The 16,250-nt window shown below is 70.2% G+C and carries 16 protein-coding genes; 10 read left to right on the top strand and 6 right to left on the bottom strand.

The window, feature by feature from the left end; genetic code table 11:
• From OPU66_RS07785 to OPU66_RS07800, 4 genes are all read right to left on the bottom strand, one after another.
• Positions 1-844, bottom strand: an 844-nt coding sequence (locus tag OPU66_RS07785) for an AAA family ATPase (protein WP_498553046.1), incomplete at its 3' end; no start/stop codon positions are given.
• 55 nt (positions 845-899) lie between these two features.
• On the bottom strand, positions 900-1,655 hold the full coding sequence (locus tag OPU66_RS07790) for a thioredoxin domain-containing protein (RefSeq protein WP_498553047.1): 756 nt from the start codon (positions 1,653-1,655) through the stop codon (positions 900-902).
• Positions 1,656-1,669: 14 nt separating this feature from the next.
• Positions 1,670-2,386, bottom strand: coding sequence for a DsbA family protein (locus OPU66_RS07795; protein WP_498553049.1), 717 nt, complete (start codon positions 2,384-2,386; stop codon positions 1,670-1,672).
• The gene (locus tag OPU66_RS07800) at positions 2,383-2,940 is read right to left on the bottom strand and encodes a DUF721 domain-containing protein (protein WP_498553050.1); all 558 of its coding nucleotides are present in this window, start codon (positions 2,938-2,940) and stop codon (positions 2,383-2,385) included. Before OPU66_RS07800 ends, OPU66_RS07795 begins: the two co-directional genes overlap by 4 nt.
• A gap of 55 nt (positions 2,941-2,995) precedes the next feature.
• Here OPU66_RS07800 and mutY point away from each other — a divergent pair, with 55 nt between their 5' ends.
• The 7 genes from mutY to aroC all read left to right on the top strand — a co-directional run bounded on the left by mutY (position 2,996) and on the right by aroC (position 10,198).
• Positions 2,996-4,081: an A/G-specific adenine glycosylase gene (mutY, locus tag OPU66_RS07805; protein WP_498553051.1), complete on the top strand. Its 1,086-nt coding sequence runs from the start codon at positions 2,996-2,998 to the stop codon at positions 4,079-4,081.
• A 7-nt stretch (positions 4,082-4,088) separates the two neighbouring features.
• The gene (locus OPU66_RS07810; RefSeq protein ID WP_498553052.1) at positions 4,089-5,399 is read left to right on the top strand and encodes a serine hydrolase domain-containing protein; all 1,311 of its coding nucleotides are present in this window, start codon (positions 4,089-4,091) and stop codon (positions 5,397-5,399) included.
• Entirely contained in the window at positions 5,399-6,304 is a 906-nt protein-coding gene (gene nudC, locus OPU66_RS07815) for an NAD(+) diphosphatase (RefSeq protein ID WP_498553053.1), read from the top strand. The genes OPU66_RS07810 and nudC overlap by 1 nt, the downstream gene beginning before the upstream one ends.
• A 93-nt stretch (positions 6,305-6,397) precedes the next feature.
• Positions 6,398-7,315, top strand: a complete 918-nt coding sequence (locus tag OPU66_RS07820) for a DnaJ C-terminal domain-containing protein (RefSeq protein WP_498553054.1) — start codon at positions 6,398-6,400, stop codon at positions 7,313-7,315.
• 6 nt (positions 7,316-7,321) lie between these two features.
• Positions 7,322-8,311: a YihY/virulence factor BrkB family protein gene (locus OPU66_RS07825; protein WP_498553055.1), complete on the top strand. Its 990-nt coding sequence runs from the start codon at positions 7,322-7,324 to the stop codon at positions 8,309-8,311.
• Positions 8,308-9,111 (top strand): enoyl-ACP reductase FabI, encoded by an 804-nt coding sequence (fabI, locus tag OPU66_RS07830; RefSeq protein ID WP_498553056.1) that lies wholly within the window; start codon positions 8,308-8,310, stop codon positions 9,109-9,111. Before OPU66_RS07825 ends, fabI begins: the two co-directional genes overlap by 4 nt.
• A gap of 19 nt (positions 9,112-9,130) precedes the next feature.
• Complete coding sequence (gene aroC / locus OPU66_RS07835) at positions 9,131-10,198, top strand: chorismate synthase (protein WP_498553057.1); 1,068 nt, start codon at positions 9,131-9,133, stop codon at positions 10,196-10,198.
• A gap of 152 nt (positions 10,199-10,350) precedes the next feature.
• Here the strand turns inward: aroC and OPU66_RS07840 are convergent, their stop codons facing one another.
• The gene (locus OPU66_RS07840; RefSeq protein ID WP_498553058.1) at positions 10,351-11,214 is read right to left on the bottom strand and encodes an LOG family protein; all 864 of its coding nucleotides are present in this window, start codon (positions 11,212-11,214) and stop codon (positions 10,351-10,353) included.
• Positions 11,215-11,270: 56 nt separating this feature from the next.
• Positions 11,271-11,930: an extensin family protein gene (locus OPU66_RS07845; protein WP_498553059.1), complete on the bottom strand. Its 660-nt coding sequence runs from the start codon at positions 11,928-11,930 to the stop codon at positions 11,271-11,273.
• Positions 11,931-12,116: 186 nt separating this feature from the next.
• Here OPU66_RS07845 and OPU66_RS07850 point away from each other — a divergent pair, with 186 nt between their 5' ends.
• The 3 genes from OPU66_RS07850 (at position 12,117) to OPU66_RS07860 (ending at position 16,237) form a co-directional block, all read left to right on the top strand.
• On the top strand, positions 12,117-13,310 hold the full coding sequence (locus OPU66_RS07850) for a phosphoserine transaminase (protein WP_498553061.1): 1,194 nt from the start codon (positions 12,117-12,119) through the stop codon (positions 13,308-13,310).
• A 100-nt stretch (positions 13,311-13,410) separates the two neighbouring features.
• On the top strand, positions 13,411-14,991 hold the full coding sequence (gene serA / locus OPU66_RS07855) for a phosphoglycerate dehydrogenase (RefSeq protein ID WP_498553063.1): 1,581 nt from the start codon (positions 13,411-13,413) through the stop codon (positions 14,989-14,991).
• 133 nt (positions 14,992-15,124) lie between these two features.
• On the top strand, positions 15,125-16,237 hold the full coding sequence (locus OPU66_RS07860; RefSeq protein WP_498553064.1) for an ATP phosphoribosyltransferase regulatory subunit: 1,113 nt from the start codon (positions 15,125-15,127) through the stop codon (positions 16,235-16,237).
• The last annotated feature ends 13 nt before the right edge of the window (positions 16,238-16,250 follow it).

Raw genomic sequence — 16,250 nt, forward strand, 5'->3', positions numbered from 1 at the left:
GCTCGACCGCGCTGCGCGCCTCGGCCAGCTGGCGGGCGGCGGCTCCGCTTGCGGCGGCGGCATCGCGCTGCGCCTCGGCCAGCACCGCCACCCGCTCTTCGGCGGCTTTGGCCTCGGCGCGCGCGGCCTCTGCCGCTGCCGCCGCGTCGCGCCAGCGGGCATAGATCATCCGCGCTTCGGCGCGGGTGATGTCGGCCGAAATCGCCCTATAGCGTTCGGCGGCGCGCGCCTGACGGCGCAGCTGGCCGGTCCGCCCCTCCATATCGGCGATCATCTCGCCCAGCCGCACCAGATTGGCCTCGGTCGCGCGCAGCTTCTGCTCGGCATCCTTGCGCCGGACGTGCAGCCCGGCAATGCCCGCGGCTTCCTCCAGCATCGCCCGGCGCTCGACCGGGCGGGCGGCGATCACCGCGCCGATCCGCCCCTGGCTGACCAGCGCCGGCGAATGCGCGCCGGTCGCCGCATCGGCAAGCAGCAGCGCCACGTCGCGCGCGCGCACATCGCGGCCGTTGAGCCGATAGGCGGAGCCGGCCCCGCGCTCGATCCGGCGGACGATCTCGATCTCGTCATCCTCGCCGCCCGGCCCGCCGCGCGCGAACAATTGCACCTCGGCAAAGTCGCGCGCCGGGCGCTGCTGGGTGCCGGCGAAGATGACATCGTCCATGCCGCCGCCGCGCAGCGACCGGGCCGATCCTTCACCCATCACCCAGCGCAGCGCCTCGAGCAGATTCGATTTGCCGCAGCCATTGGGGCCGACAATGCCGGTCAGCCCCGGCTCGATGCGCAGCTCGGCGGGTTCGACAAAGCTCTTGAAACCGACAAGCTTCAGGCCGGTGAAGCGCATCTCAGCTCCCCCCGCCCCGGCCGGTCCCGCCATCCCGGTGCCGGGGCAGCGACGCTCAGGCCCCGGCGGCCTTCAGCTTGGGTTCCAGCTGTTCCCAGGTGCCGGTCGCCTCGAGCAGCTGGCCGTTGAGGAAAAAGGCCGGGGTGCCCGGGATCTTCAGCTCGTCATTGGCGGTCTTCTGCATCGCGATCAGCTGGTCGGTCATCGCCTTGTCGGCAAGGCACTGGTCCAGCCGCGCTTCGGCAATGCCGCGCTGGCGGGCAAAGGCGTCAAAGCCGAGCAGCCGGGCAAGGCCCTGGAATTGCTGCGCCGGGGCCTGGGATTGCAGCGCCTGCACGGCGGCCTGATCGGCCTTTTGCGCGCGGTCGAAAATCTCGTTCTGGGTGGCGAGCGCCTGTTCGGTCATCGCGAAATACGGCTCCGGCCCGCCGCAGCGCGACACCAGTGTCAGCGTCATGTCGATCGGGTCGCGGACATAGTTCCGCAGTTCAAGGCTGACCGTGCCCTTTTTCACATATTGGTCGCGCAGCTTTTCAAAGCCTTCGCCTGCGAATTCGGCACAGTGCGGGCAGGTGAGCGACAGATATTCGACCAGCTTCACCGGCGCATCCGGATTGCCCATGCGCATCCCGCCTTCGGGCAGGGCGGTGACGACATCGCTCCATTCCTTGCCGGCGGGCGGCGGGATCGCGGCCGCGCCGGTCGCGGGGGCGGCGGCGCTGCCATTGGCGGCGGCCGATCCATTGTCGGCGCTCTGGCTGCACGCAGACAGGGCCAGCGCCGCCGCGCCGAGCATCAGGACAACACGCATGGTCAGTCTCTCCGTTACTTGGACAGGAGCGGGGCGATGCCCGGCCAGTCATTGGCCGGGAGCGCCGCCCCGTTCAGGATGAAATGGGGGGTGCCGGGAATCTTGCGCTCGCTCCACGCCTCATTGGCCTGATCGATCAGCAGCTTTTGCTGCGCCGCATCGGCCAGACAGGCATTGGCGCGTTCGGCCGGCACGCCGAACCGGGCGATGAGTGCCGTGAGGCCCGACGCCCGCGCGGTCATGCGGATGCGCTCGACCGGGCTGGCGGCCTCGAGCGCCGGGCGCTCGGCCTGTTCATAGGCGATGGTGCGGTCGATCCATGCCTTTTGCTCGGCAAAGATCGCTTCGCTGGCGGCAAAGAAGCGCGCCGGCCCGGCGCAGCGGGCGAGCAGGGCCGCCGTCAGATCGAGCCGGTCGCGCAGCGCGTGGCGGAACTCGACGCTCACCTTGCCGCCGGCAATCGCGCGGGCGAGCGGGGTCGCGGCCTCGGCCGAGAAATGCGCGCAATGATCGCAGGTATAGCTGGCATATTCGACCAGCTTGCGCGGCGCATCGGGGTTGCCGCGCACATAGCTGCCCGAAGGGGTGACGGTGACGCGTGCCGCCCAGTCGGTTCGGGCGGGGGCGGTGCGGGCGGGGTTGGCCCGGGCGGGGGCGGTCTGGGCCGGGGTGACGGGTGCTGCGGCCAGCAGCGCCATGCCGATCAGGGGTACAAAACGCCGCATCATCATGCCTTCACCTTGCCGGCGACCGCCAGCCTGTCGCCATTTGCAATGCCGCGCGCCAGCTGTTCGAGCACTGCGCGCAGCTCGGGATCGCCGACCGCGCGCAGGCTGTCGCCCAGATCGACGGGGATTTCGGCCGGCGGCGCGGCGGCGGCCGGTGCAGGCGCGCGGCGCGGGCGCGGCGTCATGCCCTGACGCAGCACCACCCGGTCGATTGCCGGATAGCCGAAGAACCGGTTCACCCGCGCGATGATTTCGGGGATCACATGCTGGAGCATCGGCGCATGCGCGCTCGCCACCTGCAGCGTCAGCGCCCCGCCGGCGCGCTGCCCGGCCGGAAAGCGGATCGATTCGGGGGCCGAGACATCGGCATAGCGCGCGCCGACGATTTCGGCCCAGCGGCTGACCACGGCATGCTGGACAAAGCCGAACCGCCGGAACGAGGCGCGGCCGATCGCGGGAAGCATTTCCGCCACCGCGCGCGGCCGCCCGCCGCGCGGAGCCTCCTGCTCCCGCCCGGACGCGCGTCCATCCCCCTGTTTCGGTTTGCGACCGCTCATCGCCCGATCCTTGCCACAGCTTTCCCGCGAGCGTCCACCCGCCTAAAGCCGGGGCGTGATCGCGCCCGATCTTCTTGCCTGGTATGACCGCCATGCCCGCCGCCTGCCCTGGCGCAGCCCGCCGGGCGCGCCGCCGCCCGATCCCTATCGGGTGTGGCTGTCGGAAATCATGCTGCAACAGACGACGGTGGCGGCGGCCGCGCCCTATTTCGCGCGCTTCACCGCCCGCTGGCCGACCGTCTTCGATCTGGCCGCGACCGAGGATGCCGAGCTGATGGCGGCATGGGCGGGGCTTGGCTATTATGCGCGGGCACGCAACCTGCTCGCCTGTGCGCGGAGGGTGGTGGCCGATCATGGCGGCGCGTTTCCGGCGACCGAGCAGGGGCTGCGCGCGCTGCCGGGGATCGGTCCCTATACGGCAGCGGCGATTGCCGCGATCGCGTTCGGGGAGGCGGCGACCGTGGTCGACGGCAATGTCGAACGGGTGATCGCGCGGCTGTTCGCGCTCGACCGGCCGGTCGCCGAGGCCAGGCAGGCGATCCGCGATCATGCCGCCCGGCTGACCCCGGCGGCGCGGCCCGGCGATTATGCGCAGGCGATGATGGATCTGGGCGCGACCATCTGCACGCCGCGCAACCCGGCCTGTGCGCTGTGCCCGGTGCGCCCGGCCTGCGCCGCTGCCGCGACCGGTGATCCGGCGGCCTATCCGGTGCGCGCCGCAAAGCCGGTGCGCCCGCATCGCCACGGCATCGGGTTTTTCGCCACCGCCGGGGATGATCTGCTGCTGGTGCGGCGGCCGCCAAAGGGGCTGCTGGCCGGGATGCGCGCGCTGCCGGTGAGCGACTGGGGCGACCCGGCTGAGGCTGGCGCGCGGCTGGCGCAGGCGCCATTTGCCGCGCGCTGGATGCTGCTTGCGGCCCCGGTGCGCCATGTGTTCACGCATTTCTCGCTCGACCTCGACGTGGCGGTGGCGCGGCTCGACAGCCGTTGCGCGCCGCCGCCGGGCGGGGAATGGTGGCCGCTCGCCGAACTGGACCGGGCGGGCCTGCCCAGCCTGTTCGCCAAGGCCGCCCGGCTGGCCATCAAGGGGCTGGCCGTCACGGGGAAAGAACAAGGGGATGATGATGGCGAACGCGCCTGACCGGAACATGGCTGGTTGGAATGTGGTCGACCGGCGCGGCTTTCTGGGCGGCGCGGCCCGACTGGGCGCAGGGGCGCTGGCGGCGGGCTGGGCCGGGCCGGCCTTTGCCGCGCCCGAACCAGTGCCCGCCGTCTGGCGCGGCGTCCATGCGCTCATCGGCCGTTATGTCGGGCAGAAGACGCTGCCCGGGGCCGCCGCCGCCGTCGCGCGCGGCACCGGGGCCGCTTATTTTCTGAGCGCGGGGACGCTGGCGCGCGGGTCTGCGGCGGAGGTCGGGCCGGATACGCTCTACCGCATCTATTCGATGACCAAGCCGATCACCGGGATCGCGGCGATGATGCTGGTCGAGGACGGGCGGCTGGCGCTCGACCAGAATATCGCCGATTTCATCCCCGGCTTTGCCAGCCCGCGCGTGCTGACCGATCCGGCGGCGGGGCTGGACAGCCGCCCGGCGCAGGAGCCGATCACCGTCCGGCATCTGCTCACCCACACGGCGGGCTTAGGCTATACCATCGTCACCAAGGGGCCGCTGCGCGACGCCTATTTCCGCCTTGGCCTGACGCCGTTTGCCGTCACCCGGCTGAAGCTGCCCGACCAGCCCGATGTCGTGCCCGCGCCCAGCCTGGCCGAGTTTGCCGACCGGCTGGCGACGCTGCCGCTGATCGCCGATCCGGGCACGCGCTGGAGCTATTCGGTGTCGCTCGACCTGCTCGGGCGGGTGATCGAGCTGGCCTCGGGCATGCGCTTCGATGCGTTTCTGGACGCGCGGCTGTTCCGCCCGCTGGGGATGACCAGCACCTTCTTCTCGGTGCCGGAGGCAGAGCTGCCGCGGCTGGTGACCAATTACTATCTGACCGACCGGGGCGAGCTGCCGATCGATGGCGGGCGGACCAGCGTGTTCGCCGCGCCCCCGGCCTTTCCCTTTGGCGGATCGGGGCTGGTCAGCAGCCCGCGCGATTATGACCGGTTCCTGCAGATGCTGGCGGGCGAGGGCGCGATCGGCGATGTGCGGGTGATGCAGCCCGATACCGCGCGCCGCGCCATGTCGAACCTGCTGCCCGAAGGCGCGTCGACCGCCGGCACCAATGTCGCCGGGCAGGGGTTCGGCGCGGGCGGTCGGGTCACGCTCGCCGCGACGCCGGCAACCGTCGGTCTGGGTTCGGGGCCGGGGACGTTCGGCTGGGGCGGCGCGGCGGCGACGGTCGCCTTTGTCGACCGGGCGCGCGGCGTGCGCGCCAGCGGCTTTGCCCAATATATGCCCGATACCCGCCACCGCTTCACGCGCGAGTTGATCGCCGCCGTCTATGAAGGACTGTGATGCTGACACCCTTTAACCTTCAGCCCGGCTTTACCGGCTCCCCGCTCGACCGGGCGGACCGGCTGCGCGCCGATGCCGAGGCGCTGGCCGGCGCGATGGCCGACTGGCGGGCGCGGCTGCTGCGCCTTGACGGGATCGATCCGGTGCTGTCGCCCGACGGGCTGCTCGACTGGGGCAGCCTGGCCGAGGCCGATGAGGCGGCTGAGCTGCTGCTGCTCGGCCTGATTGACGGGCGGCCGCATTTCGTCGCGCTCGATTACGGCCTGCCCGATGCGGCGACGCGGTCGCCGGCGATTTTCCGGATGCTCGATCTGCTGCCCTCGGCCGAGGCGGCGACCTATGCCGCCGCGCGCAGCCTGATCGACTGGCATCTGCGCCACCGCTTCTGCGCGCGCTGCGGCAGCGGCGACAGCCGCATCGTCCGCGCCGGCTGGGGCCGCACCTGCAATGCCTGCGGCACCGAAAGCTATCCGCGCGTCGATCCGGTGGTCATCATGCTCGCCGAACATGACGGGCGGGTGCTGGTCGGCCGCCAGCCGCGCTATCCTAAGGGGCGCTATTCGGCGCTGGCCGGCTTTGTCGAACCGGGTGAGAGCATCGAGGAAGCCGTTGCGCGCGAGCTGTGGGAGGAAGCGGGCGTCCGCGTGCGCAATGTCCGCTATGTGACCAGCCAGCCCTGGCCATTTCCCTCGTCGCTGATGATGGCGTGCGTGGCGACCGCCGACGCGCCCGATCTGGTGCTCGACACCGACGAGCTGGAAGACGCCTTCTGGGTCGACCGGGCTGGGGTTGCCGCCGCGATGGCCGCGGGCGCGGGAGGGACGGCGGATGCGCCGTTCATCGCCCCGCCGCCCTATGCCATCGCCCACAGCCTGTTCCGCTGGTGGCTCGATCATGGCGGCTGAAGGACTTGCCGGGGCGGCCCCGGCGGCCCATGTTTGTGTTGCAAAAATGCAACATTTGATTATCTGACGCGCGGAAGGACGGCAGGAAAACAGATGGCGGGTGATCCCTATTCGGTGCTGGGCGTGGCGCGCGGCGCGAGCGAGGCCGAGATCAAAAAGGCCTATCGCACGCTCGCCAAGGAGCTGCATCCCGACCGCAACAGCGACAACCCCAAGGCGGCCGAGCGGTTCGCGCAGGTGACCGCCGCCTATGACCTGCTGGGCGACAAGGACAAGCGCGCCCGGTTCGACCGCGGCGAGATCGATGCCGACGGCAATCCGGCCCAGCCCTTTGGCTATGGGCCGGGCCGGGGCGGCTTCCGTCCGGGCAATGGCCAGGCCGGGTTCGGCGGCGACAGCGGCGATTTCGGCGATATTTTCGAAGGGCTGTTCGGCCGCATGGGCGGCGGCTTCACCCGCGGCTTTGGCGGCCGCGCGACGCCCCCGGCCAAGGGGGGCGACCTGTCCTACCGGTTGCAGGTGCCGTTCGAGGATGCCGCGATCCTGAAGCCGCAGCGGATCACGCTCGGCGATGGCAAGACCATCGACCTGAAACTGCCGGCCGGCGTCGAGACCGGCACCCAGATGCGCCTTGCTGGCAAGGGCGAGCCAGGGCCGGGCGGGCCGGGCGATGCGATGGTGACCGTCGAGATTCAGCCGCACCGCTTCTTCACCCGCGACGGCGACAATGTCCGGCTCGACCTGCCGGTCACGCTCACCGAGGCGGTCGAAGGCGCCAAGGTCAAGGTGCCGACCGTCGATGGCGCGGTGATGCTCGCCATTCCCGCCGGGTCCAGCTCGGGCCGGGTGCTGCGGCTGAAGGGCAAGGGCTTTCACAAAAAGGGCGGCGAGCGCGGCGACCAATTGGTCACGCTGATGATCCACCTTCCCGCCGACGATGCCGAGCTCAAGGCGTTTGTCGAAGGCTGGGAGACGGGGCGGCGCAACCCGCGCGGCGCGCTGGGCGTCTAGCCGGGCATGGAGGCCGGGGCGGAGATCGAGCGTGCCGAGGCACCGGCCCCGCAAACGCCCGAGGCGCGCCGCCGCCGGCTGGTGCGCGCCGGCCAGCATGTCGACCGCACGCTTGCCCGGCTCGGCCCCGGATCGCGCGTCCGCATTGTGCTGGCGCGGGCGGCGTCGGGGATCTGGAACGACGGTTTCATCCATGCCGGCAACATCGCCTATCTGACGCTGCTCACGCTGTTCCCGTTCTTCATCATGCTCGCCGCGATCGGCGAGGCGCTGGGCCGCGATGCCGCCACGCGCGCGGCGATCGCCCAGTTTCTGGGGCAGGTGCCGCCGGCGGTCGCCGCGACGCTGCGGCAGCCGATTGCCGAGGTGCTGGGCGCGCGCAGCGGCGAGCTGCTGTGGATCGGCGCGCTGGCGGGGCTGTGGAGCGTCGGCGGCTTCATCGCGACGCTCAAGGACATTCTCTACCGCGCTTATGGCGTGCGTTCGACCGCGACCTTCTGGATGGCGCGGCTGCGCTATACGGCGATCACGCTGGCGGCCGTGCTGCTGGTGCTGATGTCGTTCCTGCTGCAGGCGGCGCTGACGCTTGCGGAACAGCTGATCCTCCGCTGGCTGCCCTTTGCCGATCAGGGGCTGGTCTGGCTGCTCAGCGTGTCGCGCGCGGTGCCGGGGCTGGTGATCTTCGCGGCCTTTTATCTGCTGTTCTATGTGATGACGCCGGGGGCCTTTCGGGCCGGCTGCCGCAAATGGCCGGGGCCGGCTTTCATCGCCATCTGGTGGCTGATGGTCACCGCGCTGCTGCCGCGCCTGCTCAGCCTGCTCGGCGGCTATGACCTGACCTATGGCAGCCTGGCCGGGGTGATCATCGCGCTCGTCTATTTCTTCGCCCTCGGGCTGGGCGTGGTGTTTGCCGCCCATCTGAACGCCGCACTGGCGGAAGTTCCGCAAGACGCGCTAAGGGGAGCCGCTTTGACGCAGCCAAAGGACGATATGTGACTGGTCTGATGCATGGCAAACGCGGGCTCATCATGGGCCTTGCCAATGACCGTTCGCTGGCATGGGGCATTGCCCGCAAGCTGAGCGAAGCCGGCGCCGAGCTGGCCTTTTCCTATCAGGGCGAGGCGCTGGAAAAGCGCGTCCGCCCGCTTGCCGAGCAGCTGGGTTCGGATTTCCTGATCGACTGCGATGTGTCGGACATGGCCGCGCTCGATCAGGCGTTCGCGACGCTCGCCGCGCGCTGGCCGACGATCGATTTCGTCGTCCATGCGATCGGCTTTTCCGACAAGAACGAGCTGCGCGGCAAGTTCGTCGACACCAGCCTCGACAACTTCCTGCTGACGATGAACATCAGCGCCTACAGCTTTGTCGCGGTGGCGCGGCGCGCGCGCGCGCTGATGCCCGAGGGCGGGTCGCTGCTGACGCTCAGCTATTATGGCGCGGAAAAGGTCATTCCGCATTACAATGTCATGGGCGTGGCCAAGGCGGCGCTTGAGACCAGCGTCAAATATCTGGCGATGGATCTGGGGCCGGAGAATATCCGCGTCAACGCGATCTCGGCCGGGCCGATCAAGACGCTGGCCGCCTCGGGCATCGGCGATTTCCGCTACATCATGAAGTGGAACGAGCTGAACGCGCCGCTGCGCCGCAACGTGACCATCGAGGATGTCGGCGGGGCGGGGCTGTATCTGCTCAGCGACCTCGCCTCGGGCGTCACCGGCGAGACGCATCATGTCGATGCCGGCTACAACGTCATCGGCATGAAGGCCGAGGACGCGCCCGACATCGCGCTGGCCTGAGCGGCGGCGGGCGAGGACGATGAGCGTCAACAGCTTCGGGCGGATGTTCCGGTTCACCAGCTGGGGCGAATCGCATGGCCTGGCGCTGGGCGCGGTGGTCGATGGCTGCCCGCCCGGGCTGGCGCTGGCCGAAGCCGATATCCAGCCCTGGCTCGACCGGCGGCGGCCGGGCCAGTCGCGCTTCACCACCCAGCGGCAGGAACCGGATGCGGTGCGGATCCTGTCGGGCGTCTATGAGGGGCGGACGACCGGCACCCCGATCAGCCTGATGATCGAGAATGTCGACCAGCGCTCGCGCGATTATGCCGAGGTCGCCCGCGCCTATCGCCCCGGCCATGCCGATTATGCCTATGACGCCAAATACGGCCTGCGCGATCCGCGCGGCGGCGGCCGTTCCTCGGCGCGCGAGACGGCGGCGCGGGTGGCGGCGGGCGCGGTCGCCCGGCTCGTCATCCCCGAAGTGCGCATCCGCGCCTGGGTGAGCGAACTGGGCGGCGATGCCGCGACCGCGTTCGACGATGCTGAGATCGACGCCAATCCGTTTTTCTGCCCCGATGCGGCGGCGGCGGCGCGCTGGGAGGCGATGGTCGATGCCGCGCGCAAGGCGGGATCGTCGCTGGGCGCGGTGGTGACGTGCGAGGCGGTGGGCGTGCCCGCCGGCTGGGGCGCGCCGCTTTATGCCAAGCTCGATGCCGAGCTGGCGGGGGCGATGATGTCGATCAACGCGGTCAAGGGCGTCGAGATCGGCGACGGCTTTGCCGCCGCGCGGCTGAGCGGGGAGGGCAATGCCGATGCGATGCGCCCCGGGCCGGATGGGCTGCCCGTCTTTGCCAGCAACCATGCCGGCGGGATTGCCGGCGGCATCGCCACCGGCCAGCCGGTCAGGCTGCGCGTCGCGTTCAAGCCGACAAGCTCGATCCTGACCCCGGTCGACACGGTGACGCCGACCGGCGATGCGACGCAGATCGCGACGCGCGGGCGGCATGATCCGTGCGTCGGCATTCGCGGCGTGCCGGTCGTAGAGGCGATGATGGCGCTGGTGCTGGCCGATCAGAAGCTGCTGCACCGCGCCCAGACCGGGCGCTGATATCAGGTTGCGCTAATGCGAACCCATGCACCTCCCGCCCCGCCTCCCCACCCGGCCACCATAGCCTGATGGTATCATTGGTGGCCGGGTGGGGAGGCGGGGCGGGAGGTATGAGCAGGGCAGCCAGCGCGGCCGCCCGGCGTCACCGGGGCTCAGCAGTCGCCGCGCCACCAGTTGCAGACAAACTCCCAGCCTTCTTCGGCCGTTTCGACATAGTGGAACAGGCTCAGATCCTTGTGGGCGATCACGCCTTCATCGGCGAGCGCTTCGAAGTTGATCACCTTGTCCCAGAACTCGCGGCCATAGAGCAGCACCGGGATCGGCTGCACCTTGCCGGTCTGCATCAGCGTCAGCAGCTCGAAGAATTCGTCGAACGTGCCGAAGCCGCCGGGGAACACCGCGACCGCGCGCGCGCGCAGCAGGAAGTGCATCTTGCGCAGCGCGAAATAATGGAACTGGAAGCTCAGCCCCGGCGTCACATAGGGGTTGGGCGTCTGTTCGTGCGGCAGCACAATGTTGAGGCCGACCGATTCCCGGCCGACATCCTGCGCGCCCCGATTGGCGGCTTCCATGATCGACGGGCCGCCGCCCGAACACACGACGAACTGGTGCCGGCCGGACGTGTCGGCGGGGGTGCCGCTGGCAAGGCGCGCCAGCTCGCGCGCGACCTCGTAATAGCGGGCCTTGGCCGCCAGCCGCTCGGCGATGGCGCGGCTGCGCGCGTCGGTCGCCTTGTCGAGCAGCGCCGCCGCCTTGTCCGGCTCGGGAATGCGGGCCGAGCCATAGAACACGAAGGTCGAGCCGATCCCGGCTTCGTCGAGCAGCAGCTCGGGCTTCAGCAGTTCGAGCTGGAAGCGCACCGGGCGCAGATCCTCGCGCAGCAGGAACTCATGATCCTGGAACGCCAGCCGATAGGCGGGGTGCGCGGTCTGCGGGGTCTGGGTGAAGTGCCGGGCGGCTTCCGCCTCCTCAGAGGCCGGCGGGAAGACGCGGGAGGGAACGCGAGTGTCTGTCATCCCGGGCATGTAGCGACCCGGCGCGCCAAAGGCAAAGGCCGGCGGCGCCGACACGCTCAGCGGCAGAACGGACCCCGGCCCATGTCGAGATGCAGATGATCGGCGTGGAGCGCGTTGTAATCGGGGCCGAGCACGGTCGCGAAGCGCTTGCACGCCGACGCGTGGATCGCGGCCATGAATGCGCGCACCTGCGGATCGGACGAGCGCCAGTCCGCCTTGATGCTGATCCGCCGCCCGTCGGCAAGGACGAAGGCGGCGATGTCGACGGCATTGGCCTGGGCATGTTCGGAACGCCGGCCGGCCTGTGCGCCGTTGATGTTGCGGCAGGCATAGCTGCCATAGCTTTCGACCCGCGCCAGATCGGTGCCGAAATAGACGCGCGCCGCCGCGCCGACGCCGTGGCGCAGCCAGCCGGCAAAGGCGCGGGCGAGCGGGCAGCGCATCGGGCCGAGATTGGACACCGGCACGCTCGCCTGGTCGAGCCGGACGCTGCCATAGGCCGAACAGCCCTGGCCATGATCGCGGTCGGGCAAGGGCGTCACCCGCGCGCCGACCGTCGCCAGATCGGCAAGGCACTGGCGGATCTCCGGCGAATCGATGCCCGACGGGCGCGCCGGTGCCGCCGGGTCGCGCCGCGCCGCGCGGTCGCCGCCCGCACAGCCGGCAACGGCCATGCACAGCAATGCCACCCCAGTTCGTGCCCCAAGACCGCGCATGACGCTGTTTATCGGCCCGAAAGCGGCCCGCGCCAAGCATGGTTGCCGCGCCCGGCCGCAGTTTCGCGCCGGTATGGCGGCGCGGGTGCGGGGGCATCGCCGGATTGACTTCCCCCGCTTTGCCTCTAAGGCCGGTCGTGGGCCACGCCGTCCCAACGCGGCGCGTGCTCTCTGCGAGGAGAGTTTATGACTGTGACCGACACTGCCCCGACGCCCGGACTCCGTCCCGCCGCTGCCGACAAGCCCGCGGAACGCCCGGCCCGCCCCTTTTTCTCGTCCGGCCCCTGCGCCAAGCCTCCCGGCTGGTCGACCGACCGGCTGGCGACCGATGTGCTTGGCCGCTCGCACCGGTCGAAGCTCGGCAAGGCACGGCTCGCGCATGCGATCGACCTGACGCGCAAGATCCTGCGCGTTCCCGACACCCACCGGATCGGCATCGTCCCCGCCTCGGATACCGGCGCGGTCGAAATGGCGATGTGGTCGCTGCTCGGCGCGCGGCCGGTGACGCTCCTTGCCTGGGAAAGCTTTGGCGAAGGCTGGGTGACCGATGCGGTCAAGCAGCTGCGCCTCGATCCGACCGTCCTCAAGGCGCCCTATGGCGCGCTGCCCGATCTGGGCGGGGTCGATTTCAGCCATGACGTCATCTTTACCTGGAATGGCACCACCTCGGGCGTGCGCGTGCCCGATGGCGACTGGATCCCCGCCGACCGGCAGGGGCTGACCATCGCCGATTCGACCAGCGCGGTGTTCGCGATGGACCTGCCCTGGGACAAGATCGATGTCTGCACCTATAGCTGGCAGAAGGTGCTGGGCGGCGAGGGCGGACACGGCGTGCTGATCCTCGGCCCGCGCGCGGTCGAGCGGCTGGAAAGCCATGTCCCGGCCTGGCCGCTGCCCAAGATCTTCCGCATGACCAAGGGCGGCAAGCTGATCGAGGGCATTTTCACCGGCGAGACGATCAACACCCCGTCGATGCTGGCGGTCGAGGATTATATCTTCGCGCTCGAATGGGCCGACGGGCTGGGCGGGCTGGATGCGCTGATCGCGCGCACCAATGCCAATGCCGCCGCGCTCGACGACATCGTCGCCGCCCGGCCCTGGCTCGATCATCTGGCGGTCGATCCGGCCACGCGCTCGACCACTTCGGTGTGCCTGAAGTTTGCCGATTCAGCCGTCGCCGGGCTGGACGAGGCCGGGCAGGCCGCGCTGGTCAAGAAGCTCGCCGGGCTGCTCGAGGCCGAAGGTGCGGCCTATGATATTGCCGGCTATCGCGACGCGCCGCCGGGCCTGCGCATCTGGTGCGGGGCGACGGTCGACACCGCCGATATCGTCGCGCTCGGCCCCTGGCTCGACTGGGCCTGGGCGCAGCTGCGCCCCTGACCTGCGGGCGCGGCGACCGGCCGCGCCTGCATCCTGCCTGCCCTTATCCCCCCTGTTCGCCGCGTTTCCCCTGGCGTCCCCCCTGCAAAGGCCATGACCCATGCCCAAAGTCCTGATTTCCGACAAAATGGATCCCCGCGCCGCCGCGATCTTCCGCGAACGCGGCATCACCGTCGATGAACGCCCCGGCCTCAGCCGGGACGAGCTGATCGCGATCATCGGCGATTATGACGGTCTTGCCATCCGTTCGGCCACCAAGGTGACCAAGGATGTGCTCGCCGCCGCCACCCGGATGAAGGTGGTCGGCCGCGCCGGCATCGGCGTCGACAATGTCGACATTCCCGCCGCCTCGGCGCGCGGCGTCGTCGTCATGAACACGCCGTTCGGCAATTCGATCACCACCGCCGAACATGCGATCGCGCTGATGTTCGCGCTCGCCCGCCAGCTGCCCGAGGCCGATGCCTCCACCCAGGCCGGCAAATGGGAAAAGAACCGCTTCATGGGGGTCGAGCTGACCGCCAAGACGCTGGGGCTGATCGGCTGCGGCAATATCGGGTCGATCGTCGCGGATCGCGCCATCGGCCTCAAGATGAAGGTCATCGCCTTCGACCCGTTCCTGTCGGTCGAGCGCGCGCGCGAACTGGGCGTGGAGAAAGTGACGCTGGACGAGCTGCTGGCGCGCGCCGATTTCATCACCCTGCACACCCCGCTGACCGACCAGACGCGCAACATCCTGTCGCGCGAGAATCTGGCGCGGACCAAAAAGGGCGTGCGCATCGTTAACTGCGCGCGCGGCGGGCTGATCGATGAAGCCGCGCTCAAGGATGCGCTCGATTCGGGCCATGTCGCGGGGGCCGCGCTCGACGTGTTTGTCGAGGAACCGGCCACCGCCTCGCCCTTGTTCGGCACGCCGGGCTTTGTCTCGACCCCGCATCTGGGCGCATCGACCAGCGAGGCGCAGATCAATGTCGCGATCCAGGTCGCCGAACAGATGTCGGACTATCTGCTGACCGGCGCGGTCACCAACGCGCTCAACATGCCCTCGGTCTCGGCCGAGGATGCGCCCCGGCTGCGGCCCTATATGGCGCTGGCCGAAAAGCTGGGCAGCCTGGTCGGCCAGCTTGCGCATGACGCGCTGTCGGGCATTGCGATCGAGGTCGAGGGCGCGGCCGCCGATCTCAACCAGAAGCCGATCACCGGCGCGGTGCTTGCCGGGCTGATGCGCGTCTATTCGGACACGGTGAACATGGTGAACGCGCCGTTCCTCGCCAAGGAACGCGGCCTTGATGTGCGCGAGGTCCGCCACGACCGGGAGGGCGATTATCACACGCTGCTGCGCGTGTCGGTGCGCACCAGCGAGGGGGAAAAATCGGTCGCCGGCACGCTGTTCGGCGACAGCAATCCCCGGCTGGTCGAGCTGTTCGGCATCAAGGTCGAGGCCGATCTCGCCGGCCATATGCTCTATGTCGTGAACGAGGATGCGCCGGGCTTTATCGGCCGGATCGGCACCGCGCTTGGCGATGCGGGGGTCAATATCGGCACCTTCCATCTCGGCCGCCGCGCGGCGGGGGGCGAGGCGGTGCTGCTGCTGTCGCTCGACAGCGCGGTCGGCGAGGCGCTGCTGGCGGCGCTGCGCGGCCTGCCGGGCGTGCGCAAGGTGATGGCGCTCAACTTCGGCTGAGGCCCGGGACGGGCGAAATGCGGGCGGGGTGTCGGCGGCTTGTCGAACCCCGCCCGTCGCACTAGAGCGGCGGGCATTCCGGCCGCCGGGCCTGACCGCATCCGGCGCGCCCGCCCAGCCGAGACCGACCGACATGACCCACGCTCTTCTTCCCGAAGGTCTGCGCGACCGCCTGCCGCCCGAAGCCGAAGCCGCCGCCGCGATCCTGCGCGCCGCGCTCGATGCGGTTGCCGGCCATGGCTATGAACGGGTCGCGCCGCCGCTCGCGGAGTTCGAGGAATCGCTGGTCGGCCGGCTGAAATCGGCCTCGGCGCGCGATCTGCTGCGCGTCGTCGATCCGGTGTCGCAGCGCACGCTGGCGCTGCGCCCCGACATCACCACCCAGGTCGGGCGCATCGCCACCACGCGCATGGCGCACCGCGCGCGGCCGCTGCGGCTCAGCTATGGCGGGCCGGTGATGAAGCTGCGCGCGACCCAGCTGCGCCCCGAACGCGAAATGACCCAGCTGGGCGCCGAACTGATCGGCCGCGATTCGGCGGCGGCGGCGGCCGAAATCGCCATGGTCGCCATCGAGGCGCTGGCGGCGGCGGGCGCGCCGCGCATCACCATCGACCTGACCTTGCCCGATCTGGTCGATGTGCTGGCCGCCGGGCCGCTGCCACTTGCCCCGGCAGATGTCGCGCGGGTGCGCTGCCTGCTCGATGCCAAGGATGCCGGCGGGCTGGTGGCGGCGGGGGCGCAGGCCTATCTGCCGCTGATCGAGGCGGCCGGACCCTTTGCCGAGGCGGTCGCGCGGCTGCGCGCCATCGATGGCGGCGGCGCGCTCGCCACCAGGCTGGCCGCGCTCGAACAGATTGCCGCGCGCATCGGCGGGGCGGCGCAGATCACCCTCGATCCGACCGAGCGGCATGGCTTTGAATATCAGAGCTGGCTTGGCTTCTCACTGTTCGTCGACGGGCTGGCGGGCGAAATCGGGCGCGGCGGCACCTATACGATCCTGAGCGACACCGGGTGCGAGGAGCCGGCGGTCGGGTTCTCAATCTATCCCGATCCGCTGATCGAGCGGGTGGCGCGCACCGCCGCCGATCACCGGCTGTTCCTGCCGCTCGGCCATGATCCGGCGGCGGCCGAGGCGATGCGGGCGCAGGGCTGGTCGACGGTCGCCGCGCTCGATGCGCGCTGCGATGCGCGCGCGCTTGGCTGTTCGCACCGGCTGGAGGGCGCGGGCGCGGTGGCGCTCGGCTGACCCGCCGGATCGT

The sequence above is a fragment of the Sphingomonas sp. URJC2 genome (assembly GCF_059803575.1).